At 65.3% G+C, this 17,460-nt stretch carries 15 protein-coding genes; 9 read left to right on the top strand and 6 right to left on the bottom strand.

What is annotated here, in order from left to right; genetic code table 11:
* Nucleotides 1–39: 39 nt before the first annotated feature.
* Both AC07WS_RS20745 and AC07WS_RS20740 read left to right on the top strand, forming a co-directional pair.
* Nucleotides 40–492: a DUF29 domain-containing protein gene (locus AC07WS_RS20745; RefSeq protein ID WP_494730911.1), complete on the top strand. Its 453-nt coding sequence runs from the start codon at nucleotides 40–42 to the stop codon at nucleotides 490–492.
* 157 nt (nucleotides 493–649) lie between these two features.
* Complete coding sequence (locus AC07WS_RS20740; RefSeq protein ID WP_494730910.1) at nucleotides 650–877, top strand: hypothetical protein; 228 nt, start codon at nucleotides 650–652, stop codon at nucleotides 875–877.
* Between the two features lie 9 nt (nucleotides 878–886).
* On the opposite strand, the gene AC07WS_RS20735 is transcribed toward AC07WS_RS20740, so the two are convergent.
* Complete coding sequence (locus AC07WS_RS20735) at nucleotides 887–2,956, bottom strand: TonB-dependent receptor family protein (RefSeq protein ID WP_494730909.1); 2,070 nt, start codon at nucleotides 2,954–2,956, stop codon at nucleotides 887–889.
* A gap of 95 nt (nucleotides 2,957–3,051) precedes the next feature.
* Between AC07WS_RS20735 and AC07WS_RS20730 the strand changes: the two genes are divergently transcribed.
* The 4 genes from AC07WS_RS20730 (at nucleotide 3,052) to AC07WS_RS20715 (ending at nucleotide 8,247) form a co-directional block, all read left to right on the top strand.
* Nucleotides 3,052–3,411: a DUF2946 domain-containing protein gene (locus tag AC07WS_RS20730; protein ID WP_494730908.1), complete on the top strand. Its 360-nt coding sequence runs from the start codon at nucleotides 3,052–3,054 to the stop codon at nucleotides 3,409–3,411.
* Between the two features lie 73 nt (nucleotides 3,412–3,484).
* Nucleotides 3,485–5,761, top strand: coding sequence for a TonB-dependent receptor (locus AC07WS_RS20725; RefSeq protein WP_494730907.1), 2,277 nt, complete (start codon nucleotides 3,485–3,487; stop codon nucleotides 5,759–5,761).
* Nucleotides 5,762–5,866: 105 nt separating this feature from the next.
* Nucleotides 5,867–7,048: an NO-inducible flavohemoprotein gene (gene hmpA, locus AC07WS_RS20720; protein WP_494730906.1), complete on the top strand. Its 1,182-nt coding sequence runs from the start codon at nucleotides 5,867–5,869 to the stop codon at nucleotides 7,046–7,048.
* 35 nt (nucleotides 7,049–7,083) lie between these two features.
* Complete coding sequence (locus AC07WS_RS20715) at nucleotides 7,084–8,247, top strand: esterase-like activity of phytase family protein (RefSeq protein ID WP_494730905.1); 1,164 nt, start codon at nucleotides 7,084–7,086, stop codon at nucleotides 8,245–8,247.
* On the opposite strand, the gene AC07WS_RS20710 is transcribed toward AC07WS_RS20715, so the two are convergent.
* Nucleotides 8,237–9,970, bottom strand: a complete 1,734-nt coding sequence (locus AC07WS_RS20710; RefSeq protein WP_494730904.1) for a putative bifunctional diguanylate cyclase/phosphodiesterase — start codon at nucleotides 9,968–9,970, stop codon at nucleotides 8,237–8,239. The two genes, AC07WS_RS20715 and AC07WS_RS20710, sit on opposite strands and share 11 nt — an antisense overlap.
* 138 nt (nucleotides 9,971–10,108) lie before the next feature.
* Here AC07WS_RS20710 and AC07WS_RS20705 point away from each other — a divergent pair, with 138 nt between their 5' ends.
* Nucleotides 10,109–10,828, top strand: coding sequence for a helix-turn-helix domain-containing protein (locus AC07WS_RS20705; protein ID WP_494730903.1), 720 nt, complete (start codon nucleotides 10,109–10,111; stop codon nucleotides 10,826–10,828).
* Entirely contained in the window at nucleotides 10,825–11,490 is a 666-nt protein-coding gene (locus AC07WS_RS20700; protein WP_494730902.1) for a Crp/Fnr family transcriptional regulator, read from the top strand. The genes AC07WS_RS20705 and AC07WS_RS20700 overlap by 4 nt, the downstream gene beginning before the upstream one ends.
* Nucleotides 11,491–11,498: 8 nt before the next feature.
* Here the strand turns inward: AC07WS_RS20700 and AC07WS_RS20695 are convergent, their stop codons facing one another.
* From AC07WS_RS20695 to AC07WS_RS20685, 3 genes are all read right to left on the bottom strand, one after another.
* Nucleotides 11,499–14,435 (bottom strand): eCIS core domain-containing protein, encoded by a 2,937-nt coding sequence (locus AC07WS_RS20695; protein ID WP_494730901.1) that lies wholly within the window; start codon nucleotides 14,433–14,435, stop codon nucleotides 11,499–11,501.
* 97 nt (nucleotides 14,436–14,532) lie between these two features.
* Nucleotides 14,533–14,745: a 2-hydroxymuconate tautomerase family protein gene (locus AC07WS_RS20690; protein WP_494730900.1), complete on the bottom strand. Its 213-nt coding sequence runs from the start codon at nucleotides 14,743–14,745 to the stop codon at nucleotides 14,533–14,535.
* Between the two features lie 11 nt (nucleotides 14,746–14,756).
* On the bottom strand, nucleotides 14,757–15,488 hold the full coding sequence (locus tag AC07WS_RS20685) for an SDR family NAD(P)-dependent oxidoreductase (protein WP_494730899.1): 732 nt from the start codon (nucleotides 15,486–15,488) through the stop codon (nucleotides 14,757–14,759).
* Nucleotides 15,489–15,620: 132 nt separating this feature from the next.
* On the opposite strand from AC07WS_RS20685, the gene AC07WS_RS20680 reads away from it, so the two are divergent.
* Complete coding sequence (locus tag AC07WS_RS20680; RefSeq protein ID WP_494730898.1) at nucleotides 15,621–16,535, top strand: LysR family transcriptional regulator; 915 nt, start codon at nucleotides 15,621–15,623, stop codon at nucleotides 16,533–16,535.
* Here the strand turns inward: AC07WS_RS20680 and AC07WS_RS20675 are convergent.
* On the bottom strand, nucleotides 16,532–17,389 hold the full coding sequence (locus AC07WS_RS20675) for a LysR family transcriptional regulator (RefSeq protein WP_494730897.1): 858 nt from the start codon (nucleotides 17,387–17,389) through the stop codon (nucleotides 16,532–16,534). The two genes, AC07WS_RS20680 and AC07WS_RS20675, sit on opposite strands and share 4 nt — an antisense overlap.
* Nucleotides 17,390–17,460: the final 71 nt, after the last annotated feature.

The raw sequence follows: 17,460 nt of genomic DNA, 5'->3' as shown, positions 1-17,460 counted from the left end.
ACAGGCATAGGATTAGCCTGACGACTCCGGAGGTGCGACATGCATACCCTGCTCCAATCCCGCAATCACCCGAGCTATGACGACGATCTGGCGCTGTGGATAGACGCACAAATCCAACTGCTGCTGGATCACAGGTTCTCCGAGCTGGACGTGGACAACCTGGTCGCGGAGCTCGACGGCATGAAAAAGAGAGAAACCAGAACGCTGAAAAATCGGCTGCGGGTGTTGATCATGCACCTGCTCAAATGCCAGTTCCAGCCAGAACACCCGCACAATAAGTGGCGCGCCACGCTTATCGAGCAACGCACCCGTTTGGCGCAATTGCTGGATGACAGCCCGAGCCTGCGCCCTGCGTTGCCGGAATATGTAAGCGAGAGCTACGCGGTTGCCGTCAAAATGGCGGCCGCCGAAACCGGACTACCGGTCGGTGCCTTCCCGGCCGACAATCCATATTCCGTCAAACAGATACTCGATCAAAACTTCATGCCCTAGCGGCGACAAATGATGTAAAAACGCAACAGAATCTGTTTTTTTGGCATCTAAACCGGGTTTCTGATCGCCTTGGGTGAAATGGCGCACATTCAAACGCGGGCGAGCCGGGCAAAATAGGGCTGCATACTACTTAACCCTTGCCAGTCTCGCCGCCACCATGACTACTCTGATAACCGCCACCTACGCCCTGCACAGACAGAAAATCGCCGTGGAAAGAACGCTGTGTGCGCGTTCTGCGGAAGAATCCCTGCTGGCGGCCCGCTGGGCCGGCGCCTGGCACAAGTTGGTCCAGCGCAAACTGGACCAGGCCGAAGCCATGGCCGCCGCACCATTCCTGGACTACACCGGCTTCAGCATGCAACCCGCGCCGCGGGTGCTGCACTAAACTCCCCCGTCAGAACGTGGCGCGCAGCTGCACGTAAGCCGTGCGCGGCGCGCCCACCATGCGCCCGGCGTTGCCGTCGACGTTGCGGGTGTAATAACGATGGTCGGCGATGTTGTTGACGCCGGCCATCACCTCATAGCCCGGCTTGCCCGGCATCTTCCAGGTCAATTGCGCATTCCACAGGCGGAAGCCCGGCACGGTGCCGTTGCTGCCGTTCGCCGCCTCCGCCACCGTGTTGGCGGTATCCGAATACTGCTTGCTTTGGTGCGTGGTCGACAGATTGGCCGTCCACGCGCCGACGCGATAGCGCGCGCCCAGCGTGTCCGTGTTGCGCGAGTAGAACGGCACATCCAGCCCCGACGACACGCCCGAATCCTGGATCGCCCTGGTGTAGGTGTAGTTCGCGTACACGTTCAGGCCGGCCAGCGCGCCGGCGTCGTCGAAGCTGTAGTCGGCCGCCGTTTCGATGCCGTCGTGATTGGTGGCGCCGATGTTGCGGAACACGGCCGGCGTGGTGCCGGGCACTTGCAGGATCTGGTTATCGAACTTCAGCTTGAAGGCGGTGACTTCGGCGCTGGCCGCGCCGGTCTTCCAGCGCGCGCCCAGTTCGGCCGTCTTCGCCAGTTCCGGCTTGAGCGGATTGGCCGGGGTCTGTGAATTGAGCTGGGTGTTCTGCACCGGGCCGAACGAGGTCGTGTAGTTGGCGAACACGGTCAGCGAACGGGTCAGCAGATAGGCCACGTTCAGCGACGGCAGCGCCTTGTTGTTGTCGCTCTCGAACACCGATTTCGCGCTGAGGTCGTTGCGCTCGGATTTGATGTGCTCGTAGCGCAGGCCCGGCGTGATGCGCCACGCGCCCACGGCGATGCGGTCGTCGATGTAGACCGCGTGCGCGTCGGTGCTGTTGACGAAGGTGGAGGTCGCGCCTCTGGCGCCGGTCGACACGGTCTGGACGTAGTTGTTGTCGTCGCCGCGCTCGCGCAGGAAGCGGTAGCCGACGGTGACGTCGTGCGTCAGGCCGCCGGTGGCGAAGCGTTGCGTGTAGCGCGGCTCCAGGCCCAGCACCTCGTAGTTGCGCGGCTGCCAGGTCAGCTGGGTCTTGGCCGCGTTGATCAGCGAACTTTGACGGAAGCTGTCGCTGTAATAGGCCTTGACCTCGAATTCCTGCGTGGCCGACAAGGTGTTCAGGTAGCCGACGTCCGCGCTGCGGCGGTCGCCGCTCCAGAAATCGGTGGGCCGGGTGTTCTGGAATGGATCGGCGTTGTACTGCGCCACCGTCAGCCCGCCCGGCGTGCGCGAGTTGACCTCGTAGTAGGACAGCTTGGCGTTCAACTCGCTGTGCGGCGTGAGCTGATAGCGGAACTTCAGCGCCAGATCGTTGACCTTTTCTGTGCTGCCGTCGCGCCACTCGCTGCCGGCCATGCCCGAGTACAGCACCGCCACGCCCAGGCCGTTGTCCTGCTGGCTGCCGACGAAGGCGCTGTACTGGCGGTTCTGGCCGCCCTGGCCGAAGTCGTTGTAGCGGAACGTGGCGTCGCCGCTGACGCCCGGCACGTCCGGAATCGAGCGGCTGCGGAAGTTGATGATGCCGCCAACGTTCTGCGGGCCGTAGCGCACCGCGCCGCCGCCGCGCACCACGTCGATCGATTCAATGTTGTTGAGGCTGACCGGCGCGAACGACAGTTGCGGCTGGCCGTAAGGCGCGACCGCCAGCGGTACCCCGTCCAGCAGCACGGTCGAGCGCGGCGAGTAGCGGCCGGACAGGCCGCGCACGCCGATGTTGAGCGAGATCGCGCTGCCGGCCGAGCCGGAATTGTCGGTGGCCTGCACGCCTGGAATGCGGCGCATCACGTCGCCGATGTCGGCGGCGCCGGTGTTGTCGATGTCTTCCTTCTTCATCACGGTGCGGGCGCCGGCGAAGTTCTTGACGCTGTTCTGCAAACCCGAACCCAGCCAGCTGCCCGAAACCTGGATCGATTCGATCGGCCCGGCGGCCTCCTGCGCATGGGTGGGGAGCGCCAGCAAGGCGACGGCAACGGCAATAAGGGAACGTTTGTAGGGAATGGCAGTCAGCGGCATGATGTGAGTGAGTGTGCGTTTCAACAATCTAAATGATAACACTTCTCATTCTCAAATGTAAGTACGCGGATTTGAGGATTTGCTATAATTTCTCCATGTTCAATTTCGCGCGCCGTCGAACGCTGCATATCTGGATCGCCCTGCTGGCTGTCCTGTTCAGTGCGCTCGCTCCGTCGATCTCCAGGGCGATGAGCCCGGCCTCGCCGTTCGGCTATGCCGAGATCTGCTCCACCGACACCATCAAGAAATCCCCCGCCCCGGCCGCCGATCACGCGATGGAGCATTGCCCGTATTGCGCCACGCACGGCGGCACCTACGCGCTGCTGCCGCAAGCCGTGGCCAGCTTCGCCGTCATCGGCGGCCATGACTACTACCCGCCGCTGTTCTACAGCGCACCGAGTCCGCTGCACAGCTGGACCGCCGCCAAGCCGCGCGGACCACCCACCCGTTCCTGATCGCCAGCCGTAACCGCCGCCGCCCGCCGCTCCGCGCCGCGCAGGCGGTCATCATCCCCACATCAGGAACATCATGAAAACGACCATATCGCCAATGGCGCTGGCGCTGCTTGCCGCCTTCTCCACCCTCGCCTGCGCCGAGGAGGCGCCCATGCACATGCTGGGCACCGTGACCATCACCGGCAACCGCCCGACGTCGCTGCCGGCGCAGATCCCGACCACCATCGAAGGCATCACGCACCACGAAATCGAACAGTCCATCAACGCCACCGACGCCGAAGACGCGTTGAAATACCTGCCCAGCCTTCTGGTGCGCAAGCGCTACATCGGCGACTACAACCACGCCGTGCTGTCCACCCGCGCCTCGGGCACCGGCAACAGCGCCCGCTCGATGGTGTACGCCGACGGCATTTTGCTGTCCAACTATCTCGGCAACGGCGCCTCGTTCGCGCCGCGCTGGGGCATGGTCAGCCCCGAGCAGGTCGAGCGTGTCGACGTGCTGTACGGCCCCTTCTCCGCAGCCTACGGCGGCAACTCGGTCGGCGCGGTGGTCGACTACATGACCCGCATGCCGGCCAAGTTCGAGGCCCACGCCAAGCTGGCGCTGACACACCAGCCGTTCAAGCTGTATAACACCAACGACAGCTACCAGGGCAAGCAAGCCAGCATCTCGCTGGGCGACCGCCAAGGCGGCTGGTCGTGGTACGTGGACGTCGGCCACACCGACAGCGACGGCCAGCCGCTGACCTTCCCCACCAAGGCGCCCGGCGCCGGCAAGCCAAGCAGCGCGGGCATTCCCGTCACCGGCGCGGTCGCGGGCCTGGACCGCAGCAACAGCCCCTGGCTCATCCTCGGCACGGCCACGCAATACCACACCGTGCAGGACCAGTTCAAGGCCAAGCTGGCCTACGATATTTCGCCGACGGTGCGCGCCTCCTACACCTTCGGCGTGTGGCGCAACGATTCGAAAGGCCGTCCGCAAACCTATCTGCGCGACGCCGCCGGCAACCCGGTCTACAGCGGCACCGTCAACATCGAAGGCCGCAGCTACACGCTGGCGCCGACTGACTTCAACCAGTCGAACGAAGATATTCAGCACATCATGCACGGCCTGACCGTCAAGTCCAACACCAAGGGCGTGTTCGACTGGGAGATCGCCGCCAGCCTGTACGACTACGACAAGGACGTGCTGCGCGCCCCGACCACCGCCGCGCTGCCGGCGGCGTTGACCGGCGGCGCGGGACGCATCGTCAATCAGGGCGGCACTGGCTGGAACACCTTGTCCGGCAAGGGTGTATGGCGCCCGAACGTGGAACACGTGGCGGAATTCGGCTACCAGCGGCAGGCCTACAAGCTATCCAGCATCGAGAACGAAACCGCCAGCAACTGGATCGACGGCGCGCCGGGCAAACTCAATGCGGCCTTCACCGGCAAGACCGAAATCAATAGCTTGTACGCGCAGGACTGCTGGCGCTTTGCGTCGTTGTGGAAGACGGTGCTGGGCGTGCGCGTCGAACGCTGGACCGCACACGATGGCGCCACCTCCAACCGCGCCGCGACCGCAGCGCATCCGGAGCGCAGCGAGAACTTCGTGTCGCCGAAAGCCGCGCTGGCATACCAGGCCAGCGACGACTGGGTGTTGAAAGCATCGCTGGGCCGCGCCGTGCGTATGCCAACGGTGTCCGAGCTTTACCAAGGCGGCATCAACGCCGCCGGCGATTTGATCAACAACGATCCGAACCTCAAGCCCGAAAAATCGTGGACCACCGAACTGACGGCGGAACGCAAGCTCGCCACCGGCCTGCTGCGCCTGACCGCGTTCGGCGAACGCACCAAGGACGCGCTGTACTCGCAGACCAATACGCTGGCCGGCTCGGTGGTCAGCACCGTGCAGAACGTGGACCGCATCAACACCAAGGGCCTGGAAGTGGCCTACACGGCGGACGACGTCTGGGTGCGCGGCCTGACCTTGAATTCCAGCGCAACGTGGACCGATTCGAAGATAGACCGCAACGACAAATTCCCCGCCAGCGTGGGCAAGTGGCAGCCGCGCATCCCCGAGTGGCGCGCCACCGGCGTGGCCACCTACGCGGTGAACGACCAGCTGGCGCTGACGCTGGCCGCGCGCTACAGCGGCAGCCAGTATTCGACGCTCGATAACACGGACCCCAACGGCTTCGCCTACATGGGCGCCAGCAAATACTTCACTACCGATATGCGCGTTCACTACCGCATCAACCGGCAGTGGAGCGCGGCGGTTGGCATCGATAACCTCAACAACTACAAGTACTGGAACTTCCACCCCTATCCGCAACGGACCTATGTGGCGGAACTGAAGTTCGATCTCTAAGCCAGTCCCTCGCAGGCGCGGCCGGCTTCCGGTTGCGCCTGCGCTGACACTTTAAAGATTCATGTGATATACTTCTTTACGTCGAAACCACACATGGACAGAAAAATGCTCAGCACCGAACAGAAAGCCATCATCAGCGCCACCGTACCCATACTCGAACAAGGCGGCGAAACCCTGACCCGTCATTTCTACATGACGCTGTTCCGCGACTTCCCGCAGGTGAAGCCTATCTTCAACCAGGCCAACCAGGCCGACGGCAACCAGCAGCGGGCCCTCGCCAACGCGGTGCTGATGTACGCGAAGAATATCGACCGGCTGGAACAACTGGGGCCGCTGGTATCGACCATCATCAACAAGCACGTGTCGCTGCAGATCCAGCGCGAACACTATCCGATGGTGGGCGCCTCGCTGCTGAAGGCGATCCGAGAAGTGCTGGGCGCCGACGTCGCCACCGATGCGGTGATCGACGCATGGGGCGCAGCCTACGGACAGCTGGCCGATATCCTGGCCGGCGCCGAGCAAAGCATCTACGACAAGAACGCGGCGGCGGAAGGTGGCTGGAGCGGCACGCGCGAGTTCAAGGTTGTCTCGAAGACGGCGGAAAGCGACGAAGTCACTTCCTTCGTCCTGCAGCCGGCCGATGGCGGCAAGGTCGTGGCGCATGCGCCCGGCCAGTACATTGGCCTGGTGGTGGACGTGAACGGCGAAGAGCAACGCCGCCAGTATTCGCTGTCCGCGGCGGCCAACGGCAGCACCTACCGCATCAGCGTCAAGCGCGAGCCGGGCGGCGCGGTGTCCAACCACCTGCACGATCATGTCGGCGTTGGCGACCGCCTGCAACTGGTGCCGCCTGCCGGCGAGTTCACGCTGGCCGACAGCGACAAGCCGCTGGTGCTGATCAGCGGCGGCGTAGGCATCACGCCAACGCTGGCGATGCTGACGGAAGCGCTGGCCACCGGCCGCCGCGTCCACTTCATCCACGCGGCGCGCCACGCCAAGGTGCACGCCTTCCGCGACCAGGTCGACGCGCTGGCGGCGCAGCACCCGCAACTACAGCGTTTCTACTGCTACGAAGCGGCCAACGACAGCGGCCCGCAGCCGCACGCCACCGGCTACATCGACCAGCAGCGCTTAAAGGCATGGCTGCCGGAGACGCGCGACGTGGAAGCCTACTTCCTCGGCCCGACGCCGTTCATGAAGGCGATCAAGTCGCACCTGCTGGAGCTGGGCGTGCCGCAATCGCAGACCTACTACGAATTTTTCGGCCCCGCCGAAGCACTGGCTTGATCGTCTGAGCGCACCGGCCGCGTTATACTGCGGCGATGAACGAGAATAATTCCTTCCCGATGTGGCGCCGCGCCGCATCGCTCATCGCCTGCACTTTTTTCCTGGCCGCCTGCGCGCCGCTGACCGCGACCAGTACGCCGCCGACGTCGATATCAAGCTTGCGCTTTATCGGCGAACAGCGGCTGCCCTGGCGCCAGCAATTCCAGAACACCATGGTCGGCGGCCTGTCCGGCATCGACTACGATGCGGCCAGCGACGAATGGGTAATCATCAGCGACGACCGCTCCGCCAACAACCCTGCCCGCTACTACCGCGCGCGCCTGTCTTACGACGTACACGCATTCCAATCCGTCCAACTGACAGGCGTATCGTTCCTGCTGCAGCCGGACGGCAGCACCTATCCCTCCAAGGAAGAATACAAGGTTCGCGGCGGCGTCGTGCCGGACCTTGAGACCATCCGCGTCGATCCGCAGGACGGCAGCATCTGGTACGCCAGCGAGGGCGACGTCGGCCTGGGCCTCGATCCCTTCGTGCGCCATGCGACGCCGGACGGCCGCTATCTCTCGACGCTGCCGCTGCCGGCCCTGTTCAGCGTCGCGGCGGACCACAAGACCGGGCCGCGCAACAACCTGAGTTTCGAAGGACTGAGCTTCGCGCCGGACGGCCGCACGCTGTGGGTATCGATGGAGGGCCCGATGTACCAGGACGGCGACGCGCCGACGCCCGAACAGGGCGCGATCAACCGCATCACGCATTTCGCCCGCGACGGCAAGGTCCTGGGACAGTTCGCCTACCCGCTCAGCGCCATTCCCGCCACGCCGGGCAAGGGCAAGTTCGCCGACAACGGCATCTCCGAAATCGTCGCGCTGAGCGATACGCGCCTGCTGGCGATGGAGCGCTCCGGCGTGCAAAGCGCGGATGGAAAATACAAGGACTACGTGCGCCTGTTCGAAGTCGACACCGACGGCGCGTCCGACATCCAGCATCTGCCGGCGCTGCAAGGCGCGAGCTATCAACCGGTGCGCAAGCGGCTGGTGCTGGACGTGAACCAGCTCAAGCTGCCCATCGTGGACAACCTGGAAGGCATGTCCTTCGGTCCCGCGCTGGCCAACGGCCACGCCAGCCTGGTGCTGATCTCCGACGATAACTTCGGCAAGAACCAGGTCATGCAGCTGCTGCTGTTCGAAGTCATTCCATGATCAGCGCCCGCAACTGCGGCTCCGGCACCGGGCGACTGTACAGGTAGCCCTGATAGCGGCTGCAGCCCAGTTCCTCCAGCAGCGCGCGCTGCGCTGCGGTTTCGACGCCTTCCGCGATCACGTCCAGCTGCAGGCTGCGCGCCATCGCGATGATGGTCCGCACGATCACCTGGTCGCTGCTGTCGCTGGCCAGGTCGCGGACAAAGGACTGGTCTATCTTCAGCTGGTTCAACGGCAAACGCTTCAGGTACTGCAGCGACGAATAGCCGGTGCCGAAATCGTCCAGCGCGAAGCGCACGCCTACCGCCTTGAGCGCGTGCATGCAGGAGATGGTTTCCTCGATCTTCTCCAGCAGCACGCCCTCGGTCAGCTCCAGCTTCAGCAAGCGCGGATCGACGCCATGGCGCTCCACCGCGGCGCGCACCACGTCGCCGAAGTCCGGCTGATGGAATTGCTGCGCGCTGACGTTGATCGCCAGGATAAGCTGCGCCATTTCGGGAACCGACTGCCAGTCCTTGAGCTGCGCGCACGCCGCGTTCAGCACCCAATGGCCGATCGCCAGTATCAAGCCGGTTTCCTCGGCCAGCGGAATGAAGCTCGCCGGCGGTACGTATGCGCCGTCCGAACGGCGCCAGCGCAGCAGTGCCTCGGCGCCGCGCGCCTTGCCGTGCGCATCCACCTGCACCTGGTAGTGCAGCGCGAACTGGTGGCGTTCCATCGCGTGCCGCAGATCGTTTTCCATCTTCGCCCGCTCGCTGATGCGGTCCTGCATCTGCCGGTCGAAGAAGCGCATGCCGTTGCGGCCAGCCTGCTTGGCCTGGTACATGGCGATATCGGCCTGCATCAGCAAATCGTCCGGTTGCGGCGGCTGGCCGTTGTGGAACAGGGTCGCGCCGATGCTCGGCGTGCTGCGGCAGTTGTGGTTCCCCAGTTCGTAGGGGCGGTTCAACGCGGCCAGTATCTTGGCGCCCAGCGATTCGATTTCGCCGGCCGCCTCCACCGCGCCGCTGCTCAGCCCTTCCACCAGCACCACGAACTCGTCGCCGCCCAGGCGCGCCACGGTGTCGCCTTTGCGCAGGCTCGATTGCAGGCGCTCGGCCACCTGCAACAGCAGCTGGTCGCCGACATTGTGGCCCAGCGTGTCGTTCAAGGTCTTGAAGTTGTCCAGATCGATGAACATCAACGCGCAATAGCGGTCGTGGTGATTGCTGGCCGATAGCACCTGATGCAAGCGGTCCAGCAGCAGCCGACGGTTGGGCAATTGCGTCAGCGGATCGTAGAAGGCCAGGCTGCGGATTTCATCGTTGGCCGCCTTGCTCAAGGTGATGTCGGTCAGCGCCGCGACGTAGTTGGTGATGGCGCCGTCCTCGTCGTACACGGCGGTGATGCTCAGGTGCTCGGGATAGACCTCGCCATTCTTCCGGCGGTTCCATATCTCGCCTTCCCATTTTCCCTCGCGGACGATGGCTTCCCACATCGACTTATAGAAGCCGGGCACGTGGCGGCCGGAGCTCAGCAGGCTGGGCGTCTGCCCCAGCACCTCCTCCGCGCTGTAGCCCGTGATGCGCACAAAGGCCTGGTTGACCCGCACGATGCGGCCGCGCGCGTCGGTCACCATCATGCCCTGAGCCGCTTCGAATACTGTGGCGGCGAGGCGCAACGCCACATCGCTATGGGGAGCGGCGATCTGCGCTGGTGCGCGCGCGCTCAAGGTAAGAGTCATGTAGTGCCTTTGGTACGAGCCATCAAGTTAGCGAAGGTTACTGATCCTAATCAAGAAATTAATTGATCTGGATCAAGGAAACGCCAGTTACACATCTCTACCATGAACTCATCGTACAAAAAGTAGAAGTAGGAAACCATGAGCACCTCCATCGAGCGCAACAATTGCAGCGAGTGCGAACACCGCATGATGTGCGTCGGCGCCGCAGCTGGCAACCGCGACGCCAGCCAGCGCATCCGCATCGAGCGCCACGCCAGCCTGTACCAGGCGGGCGACCCGGTCAGCGACCATATCTTCAACATCCGTTCGGGCAGTTTCAAGGTCTTGCGGGCCGCCACCAAGGGGCCGGAACAGATCATCGGCTTCGCGCTGGCGCCGGATTTCCTCGGCCTGGACGCGCTGGACCGCCGCGCGCACGCCAACACCGTGATCGCGCTGGAGGACAGCGAGGTGTGCAGCATCAACTGGAACCGCCACGCCTTCGAGGGCCGCCGCCGCCCGGTGATGCGCGCCAGCCTGCATGCCCTGCTGAGCCGTGAGATCCGCCGCGAACAACGCGCCGCCCTCATGCTGCGCAACACCCACGCCGAGCAGCGCATGGCCGACCTGCTGCTGTCGCTGTCGCAGCGGCGCGCCGAATACGGCCACATGCCGGAGCAGTTCCGCCTGCCGATGTCGCGCTGCGATATCGCCAGCTACCTGGGCGTGACCGCCGAATGCGTCAGCCGCCTGCTGCTGCTGTTCAAGAAGCGCGCCCTGTTCGAACTGCGCCGGCGCGATATCAAGCTGCTGGACATGGACGCGCTGCACCATCTGGCGCTCGGCCAGGCAGCTTCGCCAGCGCTGGTGACGTCATGACAGCGCTGGAGCTGACCCAGTGGGCGCTCGGCAGCCAGCAGCAACTGGGGCGCGGCGAACAATTGTTCCGCCAGGGGGAGGAAGTGGGCGGCGCGCTGCACTTCGTCCGCAGCGGCCACTTGAAGCTGTACCAGACCTGCGACGACGGCATGCAGCGCATCATCGAGTTCGCGCGGCCGGGGGACTGGCTGGGCGTCGACACCATAGGCGAGCAATACCGGCACGCATCGGCGGTCGCGCTCACCGAGTGCCAGGTCGATGTGGTGGAGTATCGCCATCTGGCCGAGCTGATGGACGAGGAACCCTATAGCTGCGACCTGTTCAGCGCGATGCTCAGCCGCGAGATCGACCGCCAGCAACTGGCCGCCGCCATCCTGCGCAGCGCCGGCGCCTGCCAGCGTATCGTGATGTTCCTGCTGCAGCGCGCCGGGCCTGCGCCGCAGGCGCCGTCGCAGGAAATGCACTCGCCGCTGCCGATGTCGCGCCAGGACATCAGCGACTACCTGGGCCTGACGCCGGCCACGGTCAGCCGCACGCTCAGCGCGCTCAAACGCAACGGCTGGATATCGCTGGGACAGCGCGGTTTTGTGGTGCAGTCGCGGCAAGCGCTGGAGCAGCTGGCGGCGGGCGAGCCGCTGGCCATCGCCTCGCATGCGGAGTGACCGGCGTATTACTTCGCCTTGATCCAGCCGCCCCGCTTGCTGAACACGAAGCCGCGGCTGATCAGTTCCTGCTCCGTCAAGGCGCGCAGCACCGTCATCTTCTTGCCGTTCGGCGCGGTCACTTCCACGTAGCCGAAGCCGCCGCGCTCGATGGCGCCGGCGATGATCTCGCCTTCCGGCGTGGTGGGGTGTTTGAACTCCTCCCGTATGCCGGCGTTCAGCCTCTCCTTGACCTCGCCGGGAGATAGCGAGCTGTCCTTCTGCACCTTGCGCAGCACCTTGTCGTGCACCGCGCGGAACTCTTCGATTTCGTCCAGCCGCCGGTCGAAGAATGCCAGGTGTTCGTTGCCGCCGGCTTTGCCGCCGCCGGAACCGGGCTTCAGCGACACCACTTTCGGCTCCCGCGCCAGGCGCGCCGCGTCGCGCGGATCGCGGCGCACGCCCTTGGTGCGCTGGTTCGTCAGCGAATCCTTGATCTCGCGGTTCTCCAGCGAGGTGGCGGCCTTCATGCGCTCGTCGAACGGAACCGGTTTGCCCTGCAGGTCGAACTTTCCGCCCACCGGTTTGATCTCGTCGATATCGAAGCCGATGTCCTGCGCCAGCGGATCGCCAGCCGGCGCGGTCGAGCCGGAGGTCTTGCCGGGGCGGCGCTTCACCATGCTGGAGGGATCGCCGCCTTCCTGCCTGACCCAGTCCTTGAACGCTTCAAATTCCTTGTCCGCCGCCTTCCGGTTCGGCACGTTCTGGCTGGCGATGGCGTCGAGCTGTTTCTTCAGCGCGGCCGTGCGCTTGGCCGCCAGCTTGGGCTTGGACTTGCGCAGCGCCTGGATCGCCTTCATCTCGGCCTTCATCGGCTCGCTGCCGCCGATGATGTCGCCGTAGATGTGCTCCAACAGCGGGCATGGCTCGGGGCTGCACAGCTCGATTTCGCCGCCTTCGCGCACGCGCAGGTGATGGCCGTCCACCGGTTCGTCGGCCATGATCCTGCCACGGCCGTCGGCGGGGCCGGGTTTGGGTCGGACGGCGGGATCCGCGTCGGCATGTGGCGTATCGGCCGGCTTGGAGGCGGCTGGCGGCGGTTCCCGATGCGGCGCGGCGGCTGGCGGCCCATCCGCATGCGGCGTGGCGGCGGGCGGCGCATCCACATGCGGCTTGGGCGCCGGCGGCGCGTCCACATGCGCGGCTGCCTTGCTTGCCCCGGCATCGGCCGGCGGCGTGGTTTTGCCGGCATGTACGTCGACTGCGTGCGGCGCCGGCTTGGGCGGGGCCGCGTGCGGCGGCGCGGGCGGCGCAGGCGCATGGGACAGCGCACCTTCGGTCTTGGCGACGGCGGTGGCGGCCAGATGGGCACTCTCCTTCTCCGCCACGCCAAACAGCTTGCGCAGGAACTTCGACAGCCGGTCCATGACCTTGCCAAACGGTTTGAGCAGCGGTTCCAGCACCGGCAGGATGGGCTTGGACAGAAAGGCCAACACCGCAGCCACCGCCTCCTCAACCGCGCGAATGCCGGCGCCGGCAGCCTGGACAAACTTGCCCACGCCTTCCAGCGTCTTGCCGAGCAAAGTCCCGGCCTTGGCGATGGTGCCCATGCCTCTGCCGATGGACGTGATCAGATTGCCGATGCCTTCCGAGAACACCAGCAGCACGATCTGCACCACCGCGAAGCCCAGCGCGTACCCAGCCTTGTTGCCGACCCGCCCCCACGGCCCTGAAAGCAAAGCCTCGCCCGCCTGCTCCAGTTTCTGATTGGCCCACTGCGCCGGCTGCTTCCAGATGCTGAATTTGGGCTCTTCTTTTTTCTCCTTCTTTTCCCAAGGTTCCTCCAGCGACTTGGCGATGGCCTTGCCGCCGCTCAAGCCGGCGGAGGTGGCCATCTCTTCCATCTTGGTCATCATCGGGCCTTGCGACGCGGCGAATTCCAGCAGCGACTTGAGGGTGGCCAGCGGGTGGCTCTTCATATCGTGCACCACGGCCCGCAGCGGCGCGGCCAGTTCGGCCAGCGATTGCAGGATCGCATCCAGCTCCCCCTGCTGGCCGCTCTTGCCGAGCAGCGCACTCTCCGCCAGCCTGGCGGCAAAATCCCGGCCCTGCTCCAACATCACGAACAGCGAGAACAGGTCGGTAATCGGACTGACCACTCCCTGGATCACGCCCTGGACATAGCCGCTCAACAAGGCCGGCACATCGCTCAGCGAAAATTCCGACAGATGCTTCCCCAGGCGCTGCCCGGTGCCGCCGTCGGTCCACTGGGTGCGGAAGCCTTCGATGGCGCCGCCGATGCCGGCCCCCACCAACTTCAAGGAGGTGGAGTTCAGGCCCAGTGCGGACATGGCGCCTTCAATGGCCTTCTGCTTGAGAAATTCGCCGACCGATCCATCGGACATGCGCTGCACGGACGGCGCGGCGCTGCCCCGCACCTCGAACGGCACGCCGCCGCCGATCGATTGGGCGGCACGGTCAGCCTCCTGCTCCAGCGCCGCCGGGTGCGCGCCAGCGCCACCGCCCGATTGCTGCACCACGTGTGCCAGTTCGTGCGCCAGCAGATCGCGGCCGCTGCCACCGTGCAAGGAACCGACGCCGTCGCCGAGCACGATATGGTCGCCCACCGTGTAGGCATGCGCCTGCACCGCCCGCGCCGACTCGGCAGCCGCCTCGCCGCTGTGGATGCGGACGTGGGAAAAATCGCGCCCGAAGCCGCGCTCCATGCTCGCGCGGCTGGCGGGGTCGAGCGCGCGGCCGGGCGAGGACAGCACCCGCCCGACCGCTGGCGGCATGCCCGCGCCGGACGGCGGGCCGTTCGGCTTGCGCTGCAACGGCGGCTGCGAACCCTCGCAGCGCGCGCAACTGGTACCGGCTGCTTCGCACGAGCATTTACGCTGCAGCACGCCACGGCCCGAAGCCGGAGCGGCGCCCTTGGCCGCGGGTGAAACCGACGCTCGCATCATGGCCCTCTCCTTGAAGGTGGAGAGGCCATTTTGGACCGGTTTTAGCCGGCAAAATCTCTCTAAAATCCACGCCCCGCCGAGCGGAATCAAGCTCCGTTCACACGGCGGACTTGGGACGCCGTCTGCGCATAGTGATGCTTTCGCGGTTCAGTCCCCAGTTGTCGGTTTCCACTTCGTCGATGATGACGAAGGTGGTGGCCGGGTCCTTGCCCAGCACGCGGCTGAGCAGATCGGTGACGCCTTCGATCAGCTCCAGCTTCTGGGCCGCCGATACGCCTTCGTTGGTCACGCGGATATTCACGTAGGGCATGGCGCGCCTCCTTACCAGGTGCCGGCGGTGGCGCCGCCGTCGACCGGCAGCACGGCGCCGCTGGTGAAGCCCGATTCGGTCAGGTACAGCACCGCCTCCACCACGTCCCGCACGCCGCCCATCTCACCGCTCGGCGACAACGCCTTCAGGAAGGCACGGGTGCCCTCGTCCTTGCCGTGCATCGGCGTATCGATAACGCCGGGAGCCACCGCGTTGACCTTGACGTTGGACGCGGCCAACTCCAGCGCCAGGCCGCGCGTGGCGCTGTTCAAGCCGCCCTTGATGAGGATGGGCAGCAGCGCCGGCACCTTGGCGGTGGGCTGCAGCGCCAGGCTGGCGGTGATGGTGACGATATGGCCGGAACGGTTGGCGCTCATGTGCCGCGCCGCTTCCTGCGTTGGATAGAAGAATCCCATCAGGTTGGTGTCGACGATGGTCCGCACATCCTCCTGCGTGTAGTCGGCGACGCCTTTGGCGATGAAGATGCCGGCGTTGTTGATCAGCACATCCACCTTGCCGAAGGCGGCGACTGCGCGGGCAAACAATTCGGCGGCGGTGGCGGGATCGGCGATATCGCCAGCTACCGGCAGGAAGTTCGCCGGATTGCCCCATTGCGCGGCCGCCGTTTGCAGCCGGTCCAGCGTGCGGGCGTTGCCGACCACATTGTAGCCGCGTTTAAGGTAAGCCTCGGCGATGGCGAAGCCGATGCCGCTCGATGCGCCGGTGACGATTACTGTTTTCATGGTGGTGCTCCTTCTGGGTTCAGGTTGTGGCGTTCAGCGACGCCATGCAGACCACTATACTTATGACTTCGGCGTTGATAAATGCGTCGCCATGCAAGATAATTGATACACCATGTAATCAATGAGACCCATATGAAGCGCTATTTCGACGACGTCCTGCTGGGCAGCATCGAGCTGTTTTGCTTTGCGGCGGAATTGGGCAGCTTTACCGCTGCCGCCACGGCGGCCGGCGTGACGCCGGCTGCGGTCAGCCGCTCCATCGCCAGGCTGGAGGAGAGGCTGGGCGTGCGCCTGTTCGTGCGCACCACGCGCCAGATCCGCTTGACGGACGGCGGCCGCATCTACTTCGAACAATGCCGGCAGGCGCTGTCGCAACTGACGGACGCGGAACGTCAGGTCACGGGCTCCCAGGCCAAGCCGGCCGGCGCGCTGCGCATCAGCGCACCGACGCCGTACGCGCATTACCGCCTGCTGCCGTTGCTGGGCGAATTCCGCAGGAAGTACCCGGACGTCACGCTGGACATCCACGTCAGCAACCGCAACATCGACTTCGCCGACGAGGGCTACGACCTGGCGATACGCGGGCGCGCGCCGGCCGACTCCAACCTCATCGCGCGCAAACTGGAGGATGCGGAACTGGTGCTGGTCGCCTCGCCGGCCTACCTGAAACGCCACGGCAAGCCGCGCAAGCTGGAAGACCTGCACCAGCACGAGTGCATCCAGTTCGAGCTGCCCAGCACCGGCAAGCGGATTCCATGGACGTTCATGCAGGACGGGGCGGCGATCGACATGCCCACCAGCGGCGGCTTGTGCTGCCTGGAGGACGTGCTGGGCATCGCCACGCTGGCGCGCGCGGGGGCGGGACTGGTGCAGACCTACCGCTACATCGTCGAGCAGGACCTGGAGCGCGGCGACCTGGTCGAACTGCTGCCGCAGCACGGGGGCACGTCGCGGCCCTTCATCCTGCTGTATCCACACGCGCGCCACCTGTCGCTGCGGGTGCGCACCTTTGTCGACTTCCTGGTGGAGAAGGTCAAGCGCCTTTAGCCCAGGCTCTCCGCAAATGCGCTGCGGGCCGGGTGATGCAGCACGTCCCTGCGCCAGACCAGCAGCGTTTCGACGTGGGCGGTTTCCGGCGGCAGTTCGTGCTGGCGTATGGTCCTGGCCAGCTTGCGCTGGTTGAGCACCTCCCTGGGCATCAGCGCCACGCCCATGCCGGCGGCCACGCAGCCGAGGATGGCCTCGAAGGTGCCGAATTCCGACACGCGCGCCGGCGCCACGCCGCCCTCCGCGCACCACGCCTCCAGACGGCGCCTGTAGGTACAGCCGGTGCGGAACACCAGCAGGTTGCGCCGCGCCAGATCCTGCGGCGACGTCACCGGCGCATGGCCGTGGCAGGTGATCAGCACCAGTTCCTCTTCGAATACAGCCTGCTGCGCCAGTTCGGCGTGCGACACCGGGCCGGCCACCAGCGCCACGTCCAGCCGGTGCTTCAACACGCCGTCCAGCAGCTGGTCGGTGGGCGCGGTGTCCAGGATCAGGTCCACCTGCGGATGCCTGCGGTTGAAGGCGGCCAGCACCTGCGGCAGGCGCGCGGCGGCCGTGGTCTCCATCGAGCCGATGCGCAGCTGGCCGGAAGGCCGCTGGTCTGGCTGCACGGCGGCCTGCGCTTCGTCGGCCAGCTGCAGCAGGCGGTCGGCGTAGGCCAGCAGCCGGGTGCCCTCGACCGTGATCTGCAGCTTGCGGCCGGAGCGATGGAACAACGGCACGCCCAGCGACTCCTCCAGCTGCGTCAAGCGCGCCGACACGTTGGACTGCACGCGGTTCAGCCGGGAGGCGGCCAGCGTCACGCTGCCCTCCTCGGCTACCGCCTTGAAAATCCGCAGCGCTGACAGTTCCATGATCGATTCTTAAAATGAGATAGATGGCTTCATTATTATTCATTTTTTTAAATAGTCAAACCATCCTATAG

The sequence above is a fragment of the Duganella sp. GW821-FHT01E12 genome (assembly GCF_059422325.1).
The sequence above is the reverse complement of the archived record's forward strand: the minus strand, read 5'-3'. Positions and strand labels throughout refer to the sequence as shown.

Excerpts from the sequence above, each read along its gene's own strand:
- AC07WS_RS20745 (WP_494730911.1), top strand. The coding sequence starts at position 40 with ATGCATACCCTGCTCCAATCCCGCAATCACCCGAGCTATGACGACGAT.
- AC07WS_RS20740 (WP_494730910.1), top strand. The coding sequence starts at position 650 with ATGACTACTCTGATAACCGCCACCTACGCCCTGCACAGACAGAAAATC.
- AC07WS_RS20735 (WP_494730909.1), bottom strand. The coding sequence starts at position 2,956 with ATGCCGCTGACTGCCATTCCCTACAAACGTTCCCTTATTGCCGTTGCC.
- AC07WS_RS20730 (WP_494730908.1), top strand. The coding sequence starts at position 3,052 with ATGTTCAATTTCGCGCGCCGTCGAACGCTGCATATCTGGATCGCCCTG.
- AC07WS_RS20725 (WP_494730907.1), top strand. The coding sequence starts at position 3,485 with ATGAAAACGACCATATCGCCAATGGCGCTGGCGCTGCTTGCCGCCTTC.
- hmpA (WP_494730906.1), top strand. The coding sequence starts at position 5,867 with ATGCTCAGCACCGAACAGAAAGCCATCATCAGCGCCACCGTACCCATA.
- AC07WS_RS20715 (WP_494730905.1), top strand. The coding sequence starts at position 7,084 with ATGAACGAGAATAATTCCTTCCCGATGTGGCGCCGCGCCGCATCGCTC.
- AC07WS_RS20710 (WP_494730904.1), bottom strand. The coding sequence starts at position 9,970 with ATGACTCTTACCTTGAGCGCGCGCGCACCAGCGCAGATCGCCGCTCCC.
- AC07WS_RS20705 (WP_494730903.1), top strand. The coding sequence starts at position 10,109 with ATGAGCACCTCCATCGAGCGCAACAATTGCAGCGAGTGCGAACACCGC.
- AC07WS_RS20700 (WP_494730902.1), top strand. The coding sequence starts at position 10,825 with ATGACAGCGCTGGAGCTGACCCAGTGGGCGCTCGGCAGCCAGCAGCAA.
- AC07WS_RS20695 (WP_494730901.1), bottom strand. The coding sequence starts at position 14,435 with ATGATGCGAGCGTCGGTTTCACCCGCGGCCAAGGGCGCCGCTCCGGCT.
- AC07WS_RS20690 (WP_494730900.1), bottom strand. The coding sequence starts at position 14,745 with ATGCCCTACGTGAATATCCGCGTGACCAACGAAGGCGTATCGGCGGCC.
- AC07WS_RS20685 (WP_494730899.1), bottom strand. The coding sequence starts at position 15,488 with ATGAAAACAGTAATCGTCACCGGCGCATCGAGCGGCATCGGCTTCGCC.
- AC07WS_RS20680 (WP_494730898.1), top strand. The coding sequence starts at position 15,621 with ATGAAGCGCTATTTCGACGACGTCCTGCTGGGCAGCATCGAGCTGTTT.
- AC07WS_RS20675 (WP_494730897.1), bottom strand. The coding sequence starts at position 17,389 with ATGGAACTGTCAGCGCTGCGGATTTTCAAGGCGGTAGCCGAGGAGGGC.